We start from the raw sequence: 19,920 nt of genomic DNA, 5'->3' as shown, positions 1-19,920 counted from the left end.
GTTTCAGTCCTCCAGACGCGGGAAGCGGCCAGCGATGTCTTCGCCGGTGAAGTTGGCAACCCAGCCTTCCGGGTTGTTGAACAGACGGATCGCCACGAAATGTGGATGCTCGCCCATGTCGAACCAGTGCCTGGTGCCGGCCGGAACCGAGATCAGGTCGTTCTTCTCGCACAGCACGGCATAGACATAATCGTCGATGTGCAGGGTAAACAAGCCGCGACCGGCGACGAAAAATCGCACTTCGTCTTCGCCATGGCGGTGTTCTTCGAGGAACTTGGCGCGCAGTTCGGCTTTTTGCGGGTGATCACTGTTGAGACTGATCACATCAACGGTGATGTAACCGCGCTCGGTCATCAGCTTGTCGATCTGCTCTTTATAAGCGCTGATGACTTCTTCCTGACTGGCGCCGGGCTGGATCTTCGCGGCGGCTTGCCAGCGGTCGAAACGCACGCCCTGCTCGGCCAGCGTCGAAGCAATGTCTTCGAAATGGGTCAGCACCTTGTTGGGAATCTCAGGGCTGGAAACGTGATAAACGGACAGGCTGCTCATGGGCAATTCCTCGGTAGCGGCGGCGCCGTCCGGCTCTTCAAGACCGGTCGGGCGCAGCGTGTCATCAGGCAAACGGGCTGTTTCTGGTGAACTCAGCCTTGGCGGTTCATGACGCTGCGGGTTTTCAACTCGCATTCAAACAGGAATTCGAAAGCCTCGATCTGCCGTAGTGCGTCGCTCATCTGCGCGCCCCACGTGTAGAGGCCATGCCCGCGAATCAGATAACCGACGCAGTCGGGATGGGCGTCGAGCCAAGGCTGCACCTTGGCGGCAAGGCGCGCAATGTCCTGATCGTTGTCGAAAATCGGCACACGCACCCGTGATTCGTGGGTGGAAATACCGCTGAAAGCTTTTTGCAGTTCGTAGTCTTCAAACTCGATGAAGGCTTCCGGGGTCAGGCGCGACAGCACCGTGGCATTCACCGAATGGGTGTGCAGCACCGCGCCGATCTCCGCACGCCAACTGTAGAGCTGGGTGTGCAGCAAGGTTTCGGCGGAGGGTTTCTTGCCCGGCTCCAGGCTGTTGCCGGACAAATCGGTGGCGAGCACGTCATCCACGCTCAACTGGCCTTTGTGTTTGCCCGACACGGTCAGCAACGCTTCGCTTGGCGACAGGCGTGTCGAATAGTTGCTGCTGGTGGCTGGCGACCAGCCGCGGCCATATAGAAAACGCCCGGCGTCGACGATCTGTTGGGCGAGCTGTTCACGGCTAAGGCTCATGGCCTGTCCTCTTGCATACGGGTGGCAATGATAACGGCAGCGGCGAGCGCTGCGAGACTGGCAATACTAAAGGTCAATGTCGGGCCGAGGGCATTCCAGCTGTAACCGGAATACAGCGCGCCGAGCGCACCGCCGGTGCCGGCCAGTGCCGCATACAACGCCTGGCCCTGCCCTTGCTGGCGGGCGCCGAAACTACGTTGCACGAAAGCGATGGCAGCCGCGTGAAAACTGCCGAAAGTCGCTGCGTGCAGCACTTGGGCGAACAGCAACACCCAGAGAAATTCAGCGAACGACCCGAGTAGCAGCCAGCGTAACGCCGCCAGCAGGAAACTCGCCAGCAGCACCCGGCGCAGGGAAAACCGCGCCAGAATGCGACTCATGGCCATGAACATCAGTACTTCCGCGACGACGCCAACAGCCCAAAGCATGCCGATGACGCCACGACTGTAACCGAGGCGCTCGAGGTGCAAAGTCAGAAAGGTGTAATACGGCCCGTGGCTGACCTGCATCAGCGCCACACAAGCATAAAATGCCAACACGCCGGGATGGCGCAATTGCCTGAGAAAGCCCTCACCCGCCGGCCGATTGCCCTGTGCGGGTTGCGCGTTCGGCACCCACAGACTGCTCAGAACAATGCCGGCCATGATCAGCACCAGTGCCGCCGGGTAGATGTCCAGGCTCAGCCATTCGAACAACCGCCCCAAGACCACGACGGTGATGATGAAGCCGATCGAGCCCCACAGGCGAATCTGACTGTAGCGCGAGGTCTGACCCTGCAGATGCGCGAGGGTGATGACTTCGAACTGCGGCAGCACTGCGTGCCAGAAAAACGCATGCAGGGCCATGACCATCGCCAGCCAGGCATAGGTCTGGCTGACGAAGATCAGCGAAAAGGTCAGCAACGTGCAGACCGCGCCAAAGCGCACGATGGCCAGGCGTCTGCCGGTGTAATCGCCGAGCCAGCCCCAGATGTTCGGCGCCACGCAGCGCATCAGCATCGGAATCGCCACCAGCTCGCCGATGCGCGCGGCGCTGAAGCCGAGGTGATCGAAGTACAGCGCCAGAAACGGCGCCGTCGAACCGAGCAAGGCGAAATAGAACAGATAGAAACTGGACAGCCGCCAGTACGGGAGCGCCGCCACGCCGGTTATGCCGCGACGGCTTCGAGCGCAGCCATCAGAGCTGGCCCAGCACCGGCGTGCTCACGCGCACATCGGCGTTCTGCCCGCGGTGGCGCAACAGGTGATCCATCAGCACGATGGCCATCATCGCCTCGGCGATCGGCGTCGCACGGATGCCTACGCACGGGTCGTGACGGCCCTTGGTGATCACGTCGACCGGGTTGCCGTTCACGTCGATCGAACGCCCCGGCGTGGTAATGCTCGAGGTCGGTTTCAACGCCAGATGCGCAACGATCGGCTGACCGGACGAGATACCGCCGAGGATGCCGCCAGCGTTGTTGCTGAGGAAACCTTCCGGCGTCAGTTCATCGCGGTGTTCGGTGCCGCGCTGGGCGACACAGGCGAAACCGGCGCCGATCTCCACGCCCTTGACCGCGTTGATGCTCATCAGCGCGTGGGCAAGCTCGGCGTCGAGGCGGTCGAAAATCGGCTCGCCGAGACCCGGCATCACCCCTTCGGCGACCACGGTGATCTTCGCCCCCACCGAGTCCTGATCGCGGCGCAACTGGTCCATATAGGCTTCCAGCTCCGGCACCTTGTCTGGATCGGGACTGAAGAAGGCGTTCTCCTCTACCGAATCCCAGGTCTTGAACGGAATCTCGATCGGACCGAGCTGGCTCATGTAACCGCGAATGACGATGCCCTGACTGGCCAGATACTTCTTGGCGATCGCCCCGGCCGCCACGCGCATCGCGGTTTCCCGGGCCGAACTGCGGCCGCCGCCGCGATAATCGCGCTCGCCATACTTGTGGTGGTAGGTGTAGTCGGCGTGGGCCGGGCGGAACAGGTCCTTGATCGCCGAGTAGTCCTTGGACTTCTGATCGGTGTTGCGAATCAGCAGGCCGATCGCGCAACCGGTGGTGCGGCCCTCGAACACGCCGGAGAGGATTTCGACTTCATCGGCTTCCTGACGCTGGGTGGTGTGGCGGCTGGTGCCCGGTTTGCGGCGATCGAGGTCGCGCTGCAGATCTTCCAGGGAAATCTCCAGGCCCGGCGGGCAGCCGTCGACAATGGCGACCAACGCCGGACCATGGCTTTCGCCAGCGGTGGTGACAGTGAACAACTTGCCGTAGGTATTGCCGGACATGCAGGACGCTCCGTGAAATCAAACCCGAATTCTTGATGCGCGCCAGTATACGCAGGCTAACCGAGTAGTTCATCCTCGAACCTTAGTGGTGCTGGCGAGTCCAACCGGCACCTTGACCAATGATGGCGTGATGATGCTGCGAGTTCTGATCTTGAGTCTTACCCTCTTCACCGGCTTTGCCCAAGCGACAGTCCTACAACGCCCGGTCACTCTGGACACCGGCAGCGGCGAACTTTTCGGTTCGCTGTTGCTGCCCAAGTCCGACAGCCCGGTGCCGATTGTTCTGATCATTTCTGGCTCGGGTCCTACAGATCGCGACGGAAACAACCCGGACGGCGGGCGCAATGACAGCCTCAAGCGTCTGGCCTGGGTGCTGGCCAAACACAACATCGCCAGCGTGCGCTACGACAAGCGCGGCGTCGCGGCGAGCCTGGCGGCGGCTCCCGATGAACGTAATCTGTCGGTGGAAGGGTATGCGGCGGACGCGGTGGCGTGGGGGCAGAAGCTCAAGGCTGATCCGCGCTTCGGCAAACTGATTCTGCTCGGCCACAGCGAAGGCGCACTGATTGCCAGCCTCGCCGCGCCGAAGCTGGACGCAGCGGCGGTGATCTCGCTGTCCGGCAGCGCGCGGCCGGTCGATCAGGTGATCCGCGAGCAATTGGCCCGCAGCCTGCCGCCACCGCTGATGCTGCGCAGCAACGAACTGCTCGACAGCCTCAAGGCCGGGCACACCGATGACAACGTGCCGCAACCGTTGCAGGTGATTTTTCGCCCGAGCGTGCAGCCATATTTGATTTCGCTGTTCCGCCAGGATCCGGCGCAAGCCTTTGCACAGCTGAAAATGCCGGCACTGATCGTCCAGGGCAGCAACGACATTCAGGTCGGCACCGAAGACGCGAAGCTGCTCAAGGCGGCAAAACCGGACGCGCAATTGACGGTGATCGAAGGCATGAATCATGTGCTGCGCATCGTGCACAACGATATGAAGCGGCAATTGGCCTCCTACAAGGACCCGAATTTGCCACTGGCCGCCGAACTGGGCGCCGCCGTCATCGAATTTATTGACGGAATTCGCGCGAGTTAACTGCTGTTTGCCCTCCAGTCCGGCAGAAAACGGCCGATAAGCCTTTGTCGCCAGCGCAACGTCTGGCGGCAAGCAGGGCTTGGACAGGATCTCGCCGTTATGACTGACACCCAGACTTCACCCGACACCACCGCCGAAAAAGACGCTCCGCCAGCGGTCGAACTGCCGTGGGCGGACGTGCAGGCCGAGCACCACAAGATGCTCCGCCTCGCGCCGCTGCAGACCGACCGCAATACCGGTGGCCGGCCGTTGCGCTTCGTCGAATTCGGTTACGCCGAGCGCAACAGCAAAGAGCGCAGCCTGATGCGCATGGCGATCAAGCTGCCAAACCAGCGCGTGCGCAAAGAGCAGAATCATCTTGATGTGTGGGTCGACCACGCGACCAAACGGGTGAGCTTCGGTCCCGACAGCGGCCTGCAGATCGAACCGCTGAACCGAGGCATCGGCCGTTTCCTGGCCGCGCAAGGCATCAACTGGGCGAAAAAGCGCTGGCCCGGTTACACCGTCGACGGCATGGACCTGAACAACAAGGACGCGCTCAACGAAGACACTCGTTTGCGGCGTGATCATTTTCTGCGCGTGCACGGCTTCGACGTAGCTTATGCCGATGCCCAGCATTTGAAAGGCAGCATCAAGGCTGTGCAGGTCGGTGATCTGCTGGGTGACTGGAACAGCGAAAAGCTGCAGATCGTCGAGATTCTTGAGGCTGCGCAGATGTTGCAGCAGGCCGAACAGAATCTGGCCGAACAGGAAGTGAAGCTGAAGAAGCAGGAAGAGAAAGTCAGCAAGTTCAAGCGTGAGGACGCCGGACTGCGTTTCACCATTACCTGTCTGGTGGCGTTTGCGGTGTTTCAGGCGGGATTGTTGATCTGGATTGCTACCCACCGCTGATGGCTTGAAACCGCGTCGCGGCTATTCGCGAGCAGGCTCGCTCCCACCCTGGAATGCATTTCCCTGTGGGAGCGAGCCTGCTCGCGAAGCTTTTAACCGGTCAGACGCGAGCTGCGAAAAGTGCCTGATGCGCGCGGCACTGCTCCGCTGTCAGCATGAACACGCCATGCCCACCGCGCTGGAATTCCAGCCAGGCAAAATCGACTTCCGGGTACAACGCTTCGACGTGCACCTGGCTGTTGCCCACTTCGACAATCAACAAACCCTTCTCGGTCAGATGATCCGCCGCTTCGGCGAGCATGCGCCGGACCAGATTCAGACCATCATCGCCGCAGGCCAGACCGAGTTCCGGCTCGTGCTGGTATTCGTCCGGCATGTCGGCGAAATCTTCCGCGTCGACGTAGGGCGGGTTCGACACGATCAGATCGAAGCGCTGCCCCGGCAGGCCATCGAAACCATCGCCCTGCACTGTGTAGACGCGCTCATCGACGCCATGGCGCTCGATGTTCTGATTGGCCACTTCCAGCGCTTCGAATGACAGATCCGCGAGCACCACTTCGGCGTTCTGGAATTCGTAGGCGCAGGCGATGCCGATGCAGCCGGAGCCGGTGCACAGATCGAGAATCCGCGCCGGCTCGTCGCCGATCCACGGCGCAAAGCGGTTTTCGATCAGCTCACCGATCGGCGAACGCGGGATCAGCACGCGCTGGTCGACGATGAACGACATGCCGCAGAACCATGCTTCGCCGAGCAGATAGGCGGTTGGGATGCGTTCTTCGATGCGACGCTTGAGCAGCCGTTGCAGGCTGACCAGTTCGTCATCTTCCAGTGCGCAATCGAGGTAGCTGTCGGCGATTTCCCACGGCAGGTGCAAGGCGCCCAGTACCAATTGGCGCGCCTCGTCCCAGGCGTTGTCGGTGCCATGGCCGAAAAACAGATCCTCCCCATGGAAGCGGCTGACGGCCCAACGGATGTGGTCGCGCAGGGTACGAAGTCGGGAAGTGATCACGGCGTAGAGCTCCAGAAAAAACGACTGGCGATTCTAGCAGCCAAAACGCCCGACGACGACGCAGGAAAAACCGTGCGGCGACGGTAGGAGATTTCTTTTTTTTGCATCAGGCATTGAACGGAACGTGTAACTTGACAAGGCTGCAGGCCAAGAACGACGGCGCCTACGATGGTAGCGATTCACAGAACCGCTCAGCCAGAGGACAATGTCGCAAAAGCCCCACCCCGAGGAGCCCCAGAATGTCCGTTCCAAAAACGATGTTTCAACTCAGCGGTCGCGGTTACGCAGCGGCCACACTGAGCCATGCCACCGTGGTCATCATCGATGCCCAGAAGGAATACCTCAGTGGCCCGCTGGCCCTGAGCGGCATGGACGCGGCCGTCGCGAACATCAAACAAGTGGTTGCCGCAGCCCGTGCCGCCGGTCGGCCGATCGTGCACGTGCGTCATCTCGGCACCGTTGGTGGCCTGTTCGACCCGCAGGGCGAACGTGGCGAATTCATCCCCGGCCTGGAACCGCAGGGCGATGAGACCATTATCGGCAAACTGCTGCCGAGCGCGTTCCATGGCACCGAATTGCTCGAGCGTCTGCAGAACCTCGGTTCGCTCGACCTGATCGTTTGCGGTTTCATGAGTCACTCCAGCGTCAGCACCACGGTGCGCGCGGCGAAGAACCTCGGTTTCCGCTGCACCCTGGTCGAAGATGCCTGCGCGACCCGCGATCTGCCGTTCAAGGGCGGCGTGCTCAGTGCTGAACGCGTCCAGGAAGCGGAAATGGCGATCATGGCCGACAACTTTGCCACGCTGGCCAAGACTCAGGAGCTGATCTGATCCTGCCCTTGTGAGCGGTGCGTTGGCGCCGCTCATCCGCTATATCCGCTGATTTGCCGCAAATGCCATAGCCTCAGGAACAACCCGGTCAACTCCCGGTCGAAGGGCCGATACCATTGAGGAAGGTCGGAATGAAGTTATCCGATGGATTTGACGCACGCCGTTTGCGGCCCAAGGGCCAAAGCAACTGGCGTTTTCGATTTGGCGCGGCGATCTCGGCGATTCTGGCGACGTTCGGCGTGCTGCTGGCGATGGCCGGCGCAGCCAGCCTGCTCGGGCGCCCGCCGGCGCTGGGTGACCTGAACGCATCACCGCTGGGCTCGGCAATCATGCTCGCGGTCGGTTTGCTGTTCCTGTACTTCGGCGTTGCCCTTTGGCGCCGCTGCCGCCGTCGCGCACGGCAATCGCGGGAACTGAACATGTCCCCGCACCTGATGAAAAAACACGACTGACCGACGGCCTGGCTTTTTGCCGGGCCGTTTCGTGTCGACTTGGGTAAACTGGCCGCCCTTCGCGGAGGCTGACATGCAAGACGACGATTTTTCTCTGTTCAAAAGTGCGATCCAGGGCGTCAAGCCGATCAAGCACGACCGCGCCGACACCGGCAAACCCAAGGCTGACCGCGCGCAGATCGCCAAGCTGCGTCAGTCCGCCACCGTGCGCAGCGACACCACTATCATTGACGGCTTGTCCGACCAGTTCGTGATCGACGTCGGCCCGGAAGACGAGCTGATGTGGTCCCGCGATGGGGTGCAGGAAAGCCAGATGCGCAAGCTCAAGGTCGGGCAGATCCCGTTCGAAGGCAGCCTCGATCTGCACGGCATGAGCGTGGAAAAGGCCCGGGAAACACTTTGGGCGTTTCTCGCCGAAGCCACCAGATTCGAAATTCGCTGTGTGCGCGTGACTCACGGCAAGGCGGTGCGCCTGGATGGCAAGCGGCCGATGATCAAAAGCCACGTCAACACCTGGCTGCGCCAGCACGCCCAAGTCCTCGGCTTCTGCTCCTGCCAGGCCCGCCACGGCGGCGCCGGCGCCGTTTATGTGATGCTTAAACGGACGATGATGGAAGGTCGCGACGAATAAAGCCGTCACACCGAACTTGCAGGGTTGTGTCCGCCACCGTACCCTTGCCCTTTGCGAAAATCCCCACAGGTAGTTTCATGTCCCTGGAACAGAATTACACCGCGATTCTCGGCCAATTGGGCGAGGACGTGTCCCGCGAGGGCCTGCTCGACACGCCAAAGCGTGCCGCCAAAGCCATGCAGTACCTCTGCCGCGGTTATGCACAGACGCTCGAAGAGGTCACCAACGGTGCCCTGTTCAGCTCCGACAACAGCGAAATGGTGCTGGTCAAGGACATCGAGCTGTATTCGTTGTGCGAACATCACCTGCTGCCGTTCATCGGCAAGGCGCATGTCGCCTACATTCCGAGCGGCAAAGTGCTGGGCCTGTCGAAAGTGGCGCGGATCGTCGATATGTACGCCCGTCGCCTGCAGATTCAGGAAAACCTCAGCCGGCAGATCGCCGATGCGGTGATGCAAGTCACCGGCGCGCTGGGCGTCGCTGTAGTGATCGAAGCCAAGCACATGTGCATGATGATGCGCGGCGTCGAAAAGCAGAATTCCTCGATGATCACCTCGGTGATGCTCGGTGAATTCCGCGAAAACGCAGCAACCCGTAGCGAATTCCTCAGCCTCATCAAGTAATTCGCAACAGAAAAGAGCCGGCGTTGATCGCCGGTTTTTTTTCGCCCGTGAAAAATCGGGTAAGCTGCGCGCCCTTCTTCATTTGCACCGTGAGGCTTTCAACGTGTTCGTCAAAGCGCTTCGTGTCGGCCTCGGCCAACTGGTTGTCTTCATCGATTTCATCACTCGGCCGGCCAAGAAGAAACGCCCCGCCGCTGCTCAGGCGCAAGTCGACGCGGCCGCGAAAGATCTGACACTTTATCAATTCCACGCCTGCCCGTTCTGCGTGAAAACCCGCCGCGCCCTGCATCGCCTGAATGTGCCGGTGGCGCTGAAAGACGCGAAGAACAACGAGCACGATCGCCAGACCCTGCTGGAACAGGGCGGCCGGATCAAGGTGCCTTGCCTGCGTATCGAAGAGAATGGGCAGACCACCTGGATGTATGAATCCAAGGTGATCATTGATTATCTGGATAAGCGGTTTGCTGCTGTCTGACATTTCCGGGGAATGCCGTAAGCGCTATCGCGAGCAGGCTCACTCCTACAGGGGGACGCATTCCAACTGTAGGAGTGAGCTTGCTCGCGATGAGGCCATTACAGGCCCCCATAATCTCAGACAAAAAACCGGTCCTTGTGCCGTTTTATTTATATTCACGCCGCCCTCTCCATCTGCGCCCGCCGCACCACCGCCGCCAATCGCTTCAACCCTTCATCCAGCCGAGCCGGATCGATGTGGCTGAAATTCAGGCGCAGATGCCCATGATGTTTGTCCGGCTCGGGAAAGAACGGCTCACCGGGCATGAACGCCACGTCGTTAGCCAAGGCCTCTTCGAGCAATGTCCGCGTATCCAGCGGTTGCTTCAGTGTCAGCCAGAAAAACAGCCCGCCCTGGGGCATGTTCCAGTCAGCCAGGTCGGCAAAATGTTGTTCCAGCGCCAACTGGAACGCATCACGCCGCTGCCGATAGAAATCACGCAATTCGCTTAAATGCTGCTGATACTTCTCTGAGCCGATCCATTGCAGCGCCTGCCACTGACCGATGCGATTGGTGTGCAGATCAGCCGATTGCTTGAGCTTGAGCAGGTGCGGAAAAAGATCCGCACTGGCAATCAGGTAACCGACACGCAAGCCTGGGAGCAAGGTTTTCGACACGGTACCGGTGTAGATCCAACTGGCTTTTTTCAGGCGGGCGGCAATTGGTGTTGCGCTGCCACCGTCGAAGGTCAAGTCGCGATACGGCTCGTCCTCGATGAGAGTGACGCCGAATTCATCAAGCAATGCGGCAACCGCGGCGCGCTTGGCCTCGCTGTAGCGCACGGCGGATGGATTCTGGAAAGTCGGGATCAGGTAAATGAACGCTGGACGATGCCGCTCGAGACGACTGCGCAGTTGCGCCAGGTTCGGGCCGTCGGGTTCTTGCGGCACGGTCAGGCAATCGGCGCCGAACAGCTGGAAGATCTGCAACGCGGCCAGATAGGTCGGTGCCTCCAGCAGAATTTCCGTGCCTTTGTCGATATAAAGCTTGGCTGCCAGATCAAGGGTTTGCTGGGAGCCGCTGACCACCAGCACCTGACTCGCCTGGCATTCAAGGCCCAGCGCCCTCGCCTCTGCCGCCAACGCCTCGCGCAATGCCGGCTCGCCTTCGCTCATACCGTACTGGCCCAGCGCTATGGGCATCTCGGCCCAGTCCACTTTCGGCAGCATCGCTTCAGCGGGTAAACCGCCAGCGAACGACATCACCTCCGGACGCTGGGCCGCCGCAAGGATTTCTCGGATCAAGGAACTTTTGAGGCGTGAGACACGTTCGGAAAAAGCCATTGAGGTCACCGTAGCAAGGCATGCGGAAAATGAGTCAAACTGCTTGACTGAAATTACGGCAGCGTAAGCGAGTACGTCAATATGTTTGACCTTAAAAATCCCACCAGTCAGCAACAGGCCATGGAAGCGTTTTTCTTCGGCTACCAGGCGTTCACGGCCAAGGCTGATGAAATGCTCGAGCGCCGCGGCCTCTCACGGGTGCATCAGCGCATTGTGTTTTTCATCGCGCGCTATCCGAACCTGAGCGTGAAGGAGTTGTTGGCTTTACTCGGCGTAAGCAAACAGGCATTGAACATGCCGCTGCGCCAGTTGCAGGAAATGCATCTGGTCGACAGTGTCGCTTCACAGACGGACAAGCGTAAGCGGCTATTGGAGCTGACGGCGGAAGGTGCGAAGTTCGAGCAGGCACTGCGCCGGGAACAGGTGAAATTGCTGGAACGGGTATTTGCCGAGGCTGGCGAAGCGGCGGTGAATGGCTGGTTGGCGGTGAATCTGGCGTTGGGTGGCAGTCTGGAAACTCTTGAGTGAATCAACAGGCGCTTTCGCGAGCAGGCTCGCTCCCACATGTGAACGCAATACAAAGGTGGGAGCGAGCCCGCTAGCGAATGGATTGATAGCCATATATCCCTATCGGCAAAAAAATCGTCGACAAAACCCAAAACAATATTTGCTTTATTTGTACACAAAAGCATAATCCACTGCGTGCGAGTTCCTGACTACACGGTCAACAAATTCGCGTATGCCTCAAAGGGCCGCTGCCACCCCTCATGGGTCCGGCCCTGGAAATAACAATAAAACTCTTGAGGAGTACTCGCTGTGGAAAGCCGCAAATCCGAAGCACCGCCGCTCGAGCTCACGCCGCCATTACGCAATGGCCTGCTGGAGCGTCTGTTCAAACTCAGCTTGCATGGCACCACGGTGAAGACCGAGCTGATTGCCGGTCTGACAACCTTCATCACCATGGCTTACATCATCTTCGTCAACCCGAACATCATGGCCGATGCCGGCATCGATCATGGTGCGGCCTTCGTCGCCACCTGTATCGCTGCCGCACTCGGCTGCCTGTTGATGGGCCTTTATGCCAACTGGCCGGTCGGCCTGGCGCCGGGCATGGGCCTCAACGCGTTCTTCACCTACACCGTCGTCGGCACCATGGGCTACAACTGGGAAACGGCGCTGGGCGCGGTGTTCGTCTCGGGCGTGCTGTTCATGTTCCTGACCTTTTCGCGGATTCGCGAGTGGCTGCTCAACAGTATTCCGGTCAGTTTGCGGTTTGCGATGGGCGCCGGTGTCGGTCTGTTCCTCGGCCTGATCGGTCTGAAGACTGCCGGTATCGTCGTCGACAGCCCGGCAACGCTGATCAAGCTCGGCTCGCTGCGTGAACCCGGCCCGCTGCTCGCCGCGATCTGCTTTCTGATGATCGCGATCCTCAGTTACCACCGCGTGTTCGGTGCAATCCTCATCAGCATCATCACCGTCACCCTCGCCGGTTGGGGTCTGGGCCTGGTGCACTACGAGGGCATCATGTCCGCGCCGCCGAGCCTGGCGCCGACCTGGATGGCAATGAACGTCGCCGGCGTGTTCAACGTCAGCATGATCAGCGTCGTGCTGGCCTTTCTCTTCGTGCACATGTTCGACACCGCCGGTACGCTGATGGGCGTGGCTCAGCGGGCCAACCTCGTCGCCGCTGACGGTCGTATCGAGAACCTTTCCCGAGCGATGAAGGCTGACAGCGCATCCAGCGTATTCGGCGCCGTAGTCGGCGTGCCGCCCGTGACAAGTTACGTGGAAAGTGCCGCTGGCGTGGCTGCTGGTGGTCGGACTGGTCTTACCGCCGTCACAGTCGGTGTGCTATTTATAGCGGCCATGTTCTTCGCCCCGCTGGCTGGCATGATTCCCGCTTATGCCACGGCGGGCGCCTTGATCTACGTGGCGATGCTGATGATGGGCGGCATGGCCCACATCGAATGGGACGAAGCGACCGATGCCATTCCGGCGATCGTCACGGCGATCATGATGCCCCTGACCTTTTCGGTGGCCGACGGCATCGCGCTGGGCTTCATCACTTATGTGGCGTTGAAGGCCGGCACCGGCAAGTACAAGGAAATCTCCGTCAGCCTGTGGGTGCTCTGCGCGATCTTTATCGCCAAGTTCATCTTCCTGTAAGCGCTGCGCGGTTCACGCTTCAAACCAGCCTCACCCTTACCGGTGGGGCTTTTGCACATATCGATAACAACAAAGGAGCAAAACGATGAGTCTGGAAACCTGGCTGCTGTTCAGTGGTGCTGCACTGGTGGTAATCCTGATCCCGGGGCCGCTGTCGCTGCTGATGATCAGCAACAGTCTGAATTACGGTCTGCGCCGCTCGTACCCGGCGTTTCTCGGCGGGGTGATTGCCTCTATCTGCCTGCTCAGCGCTTCGGCACTGGGGCTTGGCGCTTTGTTGCTGGCCTCGGAGCAACTGTTCAGCGCATTGAAAATCGTCGGCGCATTGTATTTGTTCTATCTTGCCTGGCAGAGCTGGCAGCAATCGCGTCAGCCTTCAGTAGCAGCCGAGGTGCCCCAAGCCGCACCGGTGCCACGCTTTCGCACGCTATTCGGGCGCGCTTTTGTACTGGGCGCGAGCAATCCGAAAGATATCCTCTTCTTCGCCGCGTTTCTGCCGCAGTTCCTCAGCGCGGACCAAGCGTTCCTGCCGCAATTGCTGATCATGATCGCGACCTGGGTAGTACTCGATCTGTGCTGCAAACTGGCCTACGGCCTGGGCGCCCATGGCGCAGCGCGTTATCTGCGCAGTGGCAGGGGGCAGAGCTGGTTCAACCGAATCAGTGCCGGATTGTTTGGCGGTGCAGGCGCGACATCATTGCTCAGCAGCCATTAAGACATCGTATGGCCCACCCTCCCGACTGAACGGATTCAAATCGGGAGGGTGCTGTTTTCAATTAATCACCGCGCGCCAGGCCTGTAATCATTGACAGGCAATACATGGCAACAACCGCCTTATGTACAGCGCTGAAAAGAGCACCTTAATATCCGCTGCAATTCGATAACAACAGCCTGAACAAGGAAGTTCTCATGGCCACTTTGATACATGAAGCATCAATTCAAACCGATCCGGCAATTGACCCGAACAACCACAAAGTTACCGACACGGTTGTTATCACGGATATGCGTTTCGAGAGCAACGAGCGCAAGCCTGCAACCATTGACGCACCTGAAGATTCATCCAAGCCGAACCAGTTGAAGTTCGCAGACAACATATTCGGACCTTTGCAGATTGGCGACATATCAATAACACGAGTAGCGCTGGACCGCTTGGGCGCGACGGTCGATGGCAAACCTTTAAATGGTCGCAATACTTTCAGTCGAGTACTTAAACGCTCTTTTATCAATGCCCTGCAATTCGACCTGAACAAAGTCGAACACGCGATGAAGACCGCCACTGGCAGTGATACTTACTTGTTGCCGAACCTGCTGTTTGAAATGGCCAGTCACCGTCCTCTGACCGCGCCGGCACTGTTCAGCGAAGCCATCACCGACGAAGGTGGTCCGGGTAACTACCGCCGCAAACTCCTGAAACTTGCCAACGCCGCGCAGGCACTCGACCTGCAGCATGTGCATCTGCCCAAGCACCATCCGCGCTGGAAAACATTGACCAAAAGCTACGCAGCACTCGGCTCCAGTGTCGGCATTCAGGGCTTCGGGATTTTCATGGGCCTGCGCGGAGTCGTCGATGCGATCAAGGCCGACAACACCACGGAAATCGCGATAAACAGCGTGGGAATCGCATCCGAACTGGGATCGATCGCTGTCGACGTTACCGTCAGTAAAATTGCCACGCAGATGCTCACCGCCGGGCAGCACGCCTACCGCGACTTCGCCAGGACGCGAATGGCGGTCAGGCTGGGACGTTCGGGCGGCCTGATCGGTGGCGCTTTGACGTTGCCATTCGATATCTACACCGCGGTGCGATCCATGAATGCCGCCGAGAATGCGACGGGCAAGGAGGCGATGGATCACTATGTCAGCGCCGGTCTGAGCATTACCAGCGCGGCCATGACCGTGATCCTCGGCACTGCGGCGATGGCCGGATTCTCGTTTGCCGGCCCGGTCGGGCTGGCTGCCGGGGCGATTCTCGCTATCGGCTCGCAGGTTTATGGTGCGGTGCGCATCGTCGACGACATTGATGACTACATCGAGCTCACCCTTGATGAGCGGTGGCGCACCGGATGGTTTGCGTTCTGCATGCTGGATATCGATCAGAACATTCAACATCGCTACGTCAAGGCCAAGACCTTGCTGCAGCACTCCGCCAAGTTGAAGGCGACGGCAAGGCAACTGCTCGATGGCCCTCTCAAGGACACCACCGAAGCCATCGTCAACGGTCAGTTCGAGGTGCGCCTGAGGCCGACCCAGGTCTGGAAGCGGAACTGGTGGACCAAACAGGATGCCTGGGAATCGGTACATGTCCCGGAAATAGTAGGCACTGACGACACCATCGATGCGCGCGCAGGGGTAACGAAGGACACGCCCGGTGCACATCTGGGCACTGCAGCGGAGAACAAGAGCGTTCTCTGGCTGCTGACCGAAGGCGACGACTCGATCAAGGGGGTCGAAAAAAAACCGAATGTCTTTCATTACAAGTCGGGAAAAAAGGACCTGGCTGGCGGCGAGAAAGACGATCAATTCGTGTTCGACAATGCGGCGGACTTTCTCAAACAAGGCACGGATGCCACGCACCATTCGACACTGCGAGGCGCGGATGGCAACGACACACTGGTCCTCGGCGGCCATTATTCGAGTTTCCGCACAGCGAAAACCGGTTATGACGTCGACTTGCTGGCCGGTACCCTGCAGATCATCTCAACCGATCCATCTGCCGAACAGGGCAAGCAATATGTCCTGCACAGCTTGATAGACAGCATCGAAAACGTTGAAACCGTCGACAGCGCGGCGAGCATCGTGACCGGCACAGCACAACCCAACATCATCAAGGCGCGCGGCAGCGACGTCATCAACGCCGGCGCCGGGGACGACCAGATTTACCTGTCGCACAAGGACGCTCAGGCCTGCGGCGATGCCGGCGCCGACCAGTACTTCATCGCTCACGTGGCGGGGCGCTTCTCGATCTTCGAAGATGGCAAACAGCCGAGTTACATCGTATTGAACTGGAAGAAAGAGCTGATTGATTCCTGGCAAATTGCAGGTAACCACTTGATCATCACTTCCGGATTCGAATTCGATGACATCCCGAAGAATATCCTGACCATCCATGACGTTTACGAAGAAGACGCGGATGAACGGAAACTGATCAATAAAAACCTGACATTCATCACCCGCGACGGTTACCAGTTCACACTTGATCTGCCAGAGAAAGTCACCGAGGAAAAGACCGCCGATTTTTCCGAAACCCTTATCAAGCTCGGCCAGCCACAAAGACCCATTATCGTTTACGCAGATGAATGCTGGATCAGACATCAGCAGGAAGCGAGTTACTACCTGCCGCGCGCTAATAACATGACCACCTTCTACTCGGTACTTCGTCCTGGAATAGTCAGTAAAATCCATCTGGACTACAACAGCGATGAGCTGACAAAAGCCGAGGCGCATTTCTTTGCCGTCAAACATGAATCCTATCGGCTGACTGCAGGTTGCCATCTGGTTTATCACTTCGGCGATAAACGTATCAAGTTGAATTATTTCGCCGCCGCTCGTAATGAAGATGACCATGACAATCTGACTAAAATTCTGCGCACCATGGCGGGCCGGCCGTTTTTTCGCTATGTGCTGATCTTCAAGGACGGTGTCGCCTTGAATGCCGGCCTCACGGATGAAACCGATGCCCTGCCGGCGTTTTCCGATTACGCGGTGGCAAGGGAGTGGATTACTCCGATGACCCTGCCCCTGGCTTTTCGCTCACGGCGTTACAGTTATGCATTGCCGGAAAACCAGGCGCACGAAATGGGCAATCGACACTCCTGTGCCACGCTCACTGCCCTGACCGTGCAAACCGCCATGGAAAGCCTCATCGGTGAAGGCTCGACGTACCTGATTCATCTCGTTGCCGACACGACCCTTAAACTTTTGACACCCGGTGCACTCGCCGAAGCGAGCGTGCGGCTAGCGAATTCCTCCACGTGGGAACTCGACGCCACAAAGCTTGGTACGGTCGATATCGGACTCACCGACAACCGGTTATCCATCGGCACCTGCACCATTCATCTACCAGTGTATGAAAGCGACGACCTGATCGATCAGATCCGCGTCATCACTGCGAACGGCGTAGTGCATACCGTCGATCTGGTGTTCGATCGGGTCTACCCGGATGGCCTGGATGCACGTTTCTTCGAAGCACCCGATGCTGCGAAACCGCTACCTGCAGCGCTCGCCTCATTGGCTGCCAATGTGGTCAAGGTCAGGAACGCCGAGTGGATTTTCGATGGGACAACTGCGCTCAGTTACAACTTCGCCGCCCACGGCTGGGTACTGCGTACCGACAAGTCACGCGTTGAAGCCTGTGAGGTGCGGGTGACGAATCGCTGCAGTCACCAATCCGGCATCTTCATACCCGCACCACAGAGCGACGTTCCACCCGCTTGACGTCGAAATATCGTCTATCGATCCCTTAGCGAATAGTGCTTTCAGCCAGGCGCCTGTGCGCGCCTGCGCCTCACTTCATGAGTTTTCACAATGGCCAGACCACCGAAAAAAATCTCTGTCACGACAAAAGCCGACGCGCCCGACACTTCAAGTGCAGGTGCACCAACACGCAGGAACAGCGTCGGGCTCGACATGCCTGACGCGCTGTTGCTGGGCATTGACCCGACGCCCGTCAGCCGTGGCGCGAACAGCCCTGCAGCAGCCGACAGCATGCCTACCGTGAGGATTCACGAGATACCGCCGCCAGTGGACAATTCCGGCACGGCACGCAGCGCGAGCGCTTGGCCGCAGGAACGTATTCACGAGCTGGTTCCGCTGCCGGACGACAATGGACTGTTCACCGGTCCGGATCAGCGCACCTATGCACAAATCGCCGGCCAAGGACGGTTTGAGGTCGAACGGGATCAGCACGGTCACTACCATTTGCCGCTGACCTTCGCACCCGGCGTCCACGGTCCTGCCCTGGTGCGCAACGAAGGACAGCCAAGCTGGCGCATCCAGCGCCCTGACAGGCAATCGATCCGGCCCGCCTCAACTGACCCACTCCGCCCGACCTATCTGACACCCTCGCAAGCCAGCGGGCTGACCAAAGCAGACCTCGCGACCGATGGCATCCGCTACAACAAGCTCAAGCAGACCTTTGTCACTACGGCGGACGGCACGGTGATGGTCCGCCAAAACAGGGCCGGGGAATATCAGCAGGCATTTGCGTCAAGCCACGAGGCGCCTGATATCTATTTTGAGCAGATCCCGGGCACCGTGTTCTGGCGGCAGAAAACCAGCCGCACACAGCTCGACGACACGCCGTCCTCTGGCCGCCAACCGATCGCTGACGCAGACGAACCGATGGCCGGGCCGAGCAAACGGCCACGGCTGGAAACCGCAGCCGAACCAGCGGCAACGCACGCGGCAGCCGAGCCTGATCAGCAGACCACGTACTTCTGGCTGTCATGGGGCCAAATGAACAAGCTTGCAGGCATCGAGTCGGTGCAGCTTGGCTGGCTGCATTATCCCATCGTGCCAATCGGCTCGAACCTCGCGCCCAATGTGTATTTCCTGCGTCACCCGGAGTTTGTGCCGGCACACTTTGAGGCTTTCGAAAACATGCTGGCCCACACGCCCGCGCTGCAGCCCGTGGCAACGTTTCGAACCGACAGCGATCCGCGCAAAATCCCTACGGGAAAACGTTTGTTCGAAGAGCCGATCAGCCAGTCTGTTGCTCGCGCATTCCCCGACTTCTCCGCCGTAACTGCACGTGCGGTTGCCAGACGGTTGTTTGAGCTGGCAGATCACTCGCCGACCATTACCGGCACCGGGCTGATGAATATCCACACCGCGCTGCATCAGTGGCTGCACCCGCAACTTTCGACGACGCCGACACTGGCCCACCCGATCAGCATGCTGGCCGTGGCGCCTGATATCGATCTCGGCAGCAAAAGGCTGATCCGGATGCCGTCCGAGGAGGCCAGTGAGTTGCAACGGCTGACCTTCGATCCGCAGCGGTTTCCCTTGGCTTGGAATCATTACAAAACCTATCCCTCCGACCTTAACCTGAGACGTCTGCTCGGCTCCTTGCTGGTAAACAGCGGCTACGACATATTCCCGCTGACGCATGAACATCGCATGCCGACGCTGGTGTTCAGACGAGCCCATCACGATCAGGTTTTCCTGCTGAAACTGGGAGCGATCGACCAGGCGGGCCTGACTCACGTGCCCGGCAATGAACTGACTGAACCGAGCTTGCCCGCGCGGATCGGGCAGGACGCCTTCAAGGTTCTCACCGAGGCCGCTGCGCAACACAAAGTGGTGTGGCTGATCGGAGGTGTATTGAAAGTTGCCGGCAAGCCTGACTCGGTGTTCATCATCCGCGAGCGCTGAGCATCGCCCTCGAACGGCGGTCAGGATGGCATCTTGCTGCAATAAAAAAAGCCCGCAGTGTGAGCGGGCGAAAGACCAAAGAAGCTATATGCGCAGTCGCTTCCCGGTGGGGGCAGTTGCTTGGGGGTCAACTGCCGCGATACGTGGAATAGCTGTAAGGCGAAATCAGCAGGGGCACGTGGTAGTGCTCCTGCTCCGCAGAGATACCGAAACGCAGCACCACCACGTCGAGAAATGCTGGCTCGGGCAGTTGCACACCGCGGGCGCGGTAGTAATCGCCGGCATGGAACTGCACCTGATAGACGCCAGTGCGATAATCGTCGCCTTGCAGCAGCGGCGCATCGACCCGGCCATCGCTGTTGGTTGTCGCACTGGCGACCAATTCCAGGTGCGATCCTTCAACGCGGTACAGCTCAACCTTGATCGAGCTGCCCGGGCAACCGTGTGCAGCGTCCAAAACGTGTGTTGTCAAACGTCCCATTGATTCTGCGCGCCTGGCCGCCATGGGCGATCAGACTTCGCGCCTCCC

Annotated in this window: 19 protein-coding genes; 12 read left to right on the top strand and 7 right to left on the bottom strand. The window is 59.4% G+C overall.

What is annotated here, in order from left to right:
* Positions 1-3: 3 nt before the first annotated feature.
* The 4 genes from QRN33_RS02210 to aroC all read right to left on the bottom strand — a co-directional run bounded on the left by QRN33_RS02210 (position 4) and on the right by aroC (position 3,536).
* On the bottom strand, positions 4-549 hold the full coding sequence (locus tag QRN33_RS02210; RefSeq protein ID WP_064364629.1) for a 1,2-dihydroxy-3-keto-5-methylthiopentene dioxygenase: 546 nt from the start codon (positions 547-549) through the stop codon (positions 4-6).
* 92 nt (positions 550-641) lie between these two features.
* On the bottom strand, positions 642-1,268 hold the full coding sequence (locus QRN33_RS02205) for a methylthioribulose 1-phosphate dehydratase (RefSeq protein ID WP_064364610.1): 627 nt from the start codon (positions 1,266-1,268) through the stop codon (positions 642-644).
* On the bottom strand, positions 1,265-2,410 hold the full coding sequence (locus QRN33_RS02200; protein WP_064364609.1) for an MFS transporter: 1,146 nt from the start codon (positions 2,408-2,410) through the stop codon (positions 1,265-1,267). The genes QRN33_RS02205 and QRN33_RS02200 overlap by 4 nt, the downstream gene beginning before the upstream one ends.
* Positions 2,411-2,444: 34 nt before the next feature.
* Positions 2,445-3,536, bottom strand: coding sequence for a chorismate synthase (gene aroC, locus QRN33_RS02195; protein WP_042608494.1), 1,092 nt, complete (start codon positions 3,534-3,536; stop codon positions 2,445-2,447).
* A 130-nt stretch (positions 3,537-3,666) separates the two neighbouring features.
* Here aroC and QRN33_RS02190 point away from each other — a divergent pair, with 130 nt between their 5' ends.
* Together QRN33_RS02190 and QRN33_RS02185 are read left to right on the top strand one after the other, a co-directional pair.
* Positions 3,667-4,620, top strand: coding sequence for an alpha/beta hydrolase (locus QRN33_RS02190; protein ID WP_064364628.1), 954 nt, complete (start codon positions 3,667-3,669; stop codon positions 4,618-4,620).
* Positions 4,621-4,719: 99 nt separating this feature from the next.
* Positions 4,720-5,511, top strand: coding sequence for a hypothetical protein (locus QRN33_RS02185; protein ID WP_123418727.1), 792 nt, complete (start codon positions 4,720-4,722; stop codon positions 5,509-5,511).
* 100 nt (positions 5,512-5,611) lie between these two features.
* Here the strand turns inward: QRN33_RS02185 and prmB are convergent, their stop codons facing one another.
* Positions 5,612-6,520 (bottom strand): 50S ribosomal protein L3 N(5)-glutamine methyltransferase, encoded by a 909-nt coding sequence (prmB, locus tag QRN33_RS02180; RefSeq protein WP_042608496.1) that lies wholly within the window; start codon positions 6,518-6,520, stop codon positions 5,612-5,614.
* A 239-nt stretch (positions 6,521-6,759) separates the two neighbouring features.
* Between prmB and QRN33_RS02175 the strand changes: the two genes are divergently transcribed.
* The 5 genes from QRN33_RS02175 to QRN33_RS02155 all read left to right on the top strand — a co-directional run bounded on the left by QRN33_RS02175 (position 6,760) and on the right by QRN33_RS02155 (position 9,531).
* Positions 6,760-7,350, top strand: coding sequence for a cysteine hydrolase family protein (locus QRN33_RS02175; protein ID WP_042608497.1), 591 nt, complete (start codon positions 6,760-6,762; stop codon positions 7,348-7,350).
* Between the two features lie 131 nt (positions 7,351-7,481).
* Complete coding sequence (locus QRN33_RS02170; RefSeq protein ID WP_016773771.1) at positions 7,482-7,802, top strand: hypothetical protein; 321 nt, start codon at positions 7,482-7,484, stop codon at positions 7,800-7,802.
* Between the two features lie 73 nt (positions 7,803-7,875).
* The gene (locus tag QRN33_RS02165) at positions 7,876-8,433 is read left to right on the top strand and encodes a Smr/MutS family protein (protein WP_042608498.1); all 558 of its coding nucleotides are present in this window, start codon (positions 7,876-7,878) and stop codon (positions 8,431-8,433) included.
* Between the two features lie 77 nt (positions 8,434-8,510).
* The gene (gene folE / locus QRN33_RS02160) at positions 8,511-9,056 is read left to right on the top strand and encodes a GTP cyclohydrolase I FolE (protein ID WP_016773769.1); all 546 of its coding nucleotides are present in this window, start codon (positions 8,511-8,513) and stop codon (positions 9,054-9,056) included.
* Positions 9,057-9,159: 103 nt separating this feature from the next.
* The gene (locus QRN33_RS02155; protein WP_065615161.1) at positions 9,160-9,531 is read left to right on the top strand and encodes a glutathione S-transferase N-terminal domain-containing protein; all 372 of its coding nucleotides are present in this window, start codon (positions 9,160-9,162) and stop codon (positions 9,529-9,531) included.
* 155 nt (positions 9,532-9,686) lie between these two features.
* On the opposite strand, the gene QRN33_RS02150 is transcribed toward QRN33_RS02155, so the two are convergent.
* A complete protein-coding gene (locus QRN33_RS02150) occupies positions 9,687-10,853 on the bottom strand; it encodes an aminotransferase-like domain-containing protein (RefSeq protein ID WP_042608499.1) in 1,167 nt (388 codons plus the stop codon).
* A gap of 81 nt (positions 10,854-10,934) precedes the next feature.
* On the opposite strand from QRN33_RS02150, the gene QRN33_RS02145 reads away from it, so the two are divergent.
* The 5 genes from QRN33_RS02145 (at position 10,935) to QRN33_RS02125 (ending at position 19,391) form a co-directional block, all read left to right on the top strand.
* Positions 10,935-11,381, top strand: coding sequence for a MarR family winged helix-turn-helix transcriptional regulator (locus QRN33_RS02145; RefSeq protein WP_064364566.1), 447 nt, complete (start codon positions 10,935-10,937; stop codon positions 11,379-11,381).
* A 288-nt stretch (positions 11,382-11,669) separates the two neighbouring features.
* The gene (locus QRN33_RS02140) at positions 11,670-13,019 is read left to right on the top strand and encodes an NCS2 family permease (protein WP_024012217.1); all 1,350 of its coding nucleotides are present in this window, start codon (positions 11,670-11,672) and stop codon (positions 13,017-13,019) included.
* Positions 13,020-13,104: 85 nt separating this feature from the next.
* Complete coding sequence (locus QRN33_RS02135) at positions 13,105-13,734, top strand: LysE family translocator (protein ID WP_285406580.1); 630 nt, start codon at positions 13,105-13,107, stop codon at positions 13,732-13,734.
* A gap of 194 nt (positions 13,735-13,928) precedes the next feature.
* The gene (locus tag QRN33_RS02130; protein ID WP_285406578.1) at positions 13,929-17,453 is read left to right on the top strand and encodes a calcium-binding protein; all 3,525 of its coding nucleotides are present in this window, start codon (positions 13,929-13,931) and stop codon (positions 17,451-17,453) included.
* Between the two features lie 90 nt (positions 17,454-17,543).
* Positions 17,544-19,391, top strand: coding sequence for a hypothetical protein (locus tag QRN33_RS02125; protein ID WP_285406576.1), 1,848 nt, complete (start codon positions 17,544-17,546; stop codon positions 19,389-19,391).
* Between the two features lie 127 nt (positions 19,392-19,518).
* On the opposite strand, the gene uraH is transcribed toward QRN33_RS02125, so the two are convergent.
* On the bottom strand, positions 19,519-19,872 hold the full coding sequence (gene uraH, locus QRN33_RS02120) for a hydroxyisourate hydrolase (RefSeq protein ID WP_041479332.1): 354 nt from the start codon (positions 19,870-19,872) through the stop codon (positions 19,519-19,521).
* Positions 19,873-19,920 lie beyond the last annotated feature (48 nt).

Source organism: Pseudomonas sp. FR229a (assembly GCF_030209115.1).
Classification (GTDB): domain Bacteria; phylum Pseudomonadota; class Gammaproteobacteria; order Pseudomonadales; family Pseudomonadaceae; genus Aquipseudomonas; species Aquipseudomonas moraviensis_A.
The sequence above is the reverse complement of the archived record's forward strand: the minus strand, read 5'-3'. Positions and strand labels throughout refer to the sequence as shown.

Bases quoted from the DNA above. Each gene is read 5' to 3' on its own strand.
- QRN33_RS02210 (WP_064364629.1), bottom strand. From the start codon at position 549: ATGAGCAGCCTGTCCGTTTATCACGTTTCCAGCCCTGAGATTCCCAAC.
- QRN33_RS02205 (WP_064364610.1), bottom strand. From the start codon at position 1,268: ATGAGCCTTAGCCGTGAACAGCTCGCCCAACAGATCGTCGACGCCGGG.
- aroC (WP_042608494.1), bottom strand. From the start codon at position 3,536: ATGTCCGGCAATACCTACGGCAAGTTGTTCACTGTCACCACCGCTGGC.
- QRN33_RS02190 (WP_064364628.1), top strand. From the start codon at position 3,667: ATGATGCTGCGAGTTCTGATCTTGAGTCTTACCCTCTTCACCGGCTTT.
- QRN33_RS02185 (WP_123418727.1), top strand. From the start codon at position 4,720: ATGACTGACACCCAGACTTCACCCGACACCACCGCCGAAAAAGACGCT.
- QRN33_RS02175 (WP_042608497.1), top strand. From the start codon at position 6,760: ATGTCCGTTCCAAAAACGATGTTTCAACTCAGCGGTCGCGGTTACGCA.
- QRN33_RS02170 (WP_016773771.1), top strand. From the start codon at position 7,482: ATGAAGTTATCCGATGGATTTGACGCACGCCGTTTGCGGCCCAAGGGC.
- QRN33_RS02165 (WP_042608498.1), top strand. From the start codon at position 7,876: ATGCAAGACGACGATTTTTCTCTGTTCAAAAGTGCGATCCAGGGCGTC.
- folE (WP_016773769.1), top strand. From the start codon at position 8,511: ATGTCCCTGGAACAGAATTACACCGCGATTCTCGGCCAATTGGGCGAG.
- QRN33_RS02150 (WP_042608499.1), bottom strand. From the start codon at position 10,853: ATGGCTTTTTCCGAACGTGTCTCACGCCTCAAAAGTTCCTTGATCCGA.
- QRN33_RS02145 (WP_064364566.1), top strand. From the start codon at position 10,935: ATGTTTGACCTTAAAAATCCCACCAGTCAGCAACAGGCCATGGAAGCG.
- QRN33_RS02135 (WP_285406580.1), top strand. From the start codon at position 13,105: ATGAGTCTGGAAACCTGGCTGCTGTTCAGTGGTGCTGCACTGGTGGTA.
- QRN33_RS02130 (WP_285406578.1), top strand. From the start codon at position 13,929: ATGGCCACTTTGATACATGAAGCATCAATTCAAACCGATCCGGCAATT.
- QRN33_RS02125 (WP_285406576.1), top strand. From the start codon at position 17,544: ATGGCCAGACCACCGAAAAAAATCTCTGTCACGACAAAAGCCGACGCG.
- uraH (WP_041479332.1), bottom strand. From the start codon at position 19,872: ATGGGACGTTTGACAACACACGTTTTGGACGCTGCACACGGTTGCCCG.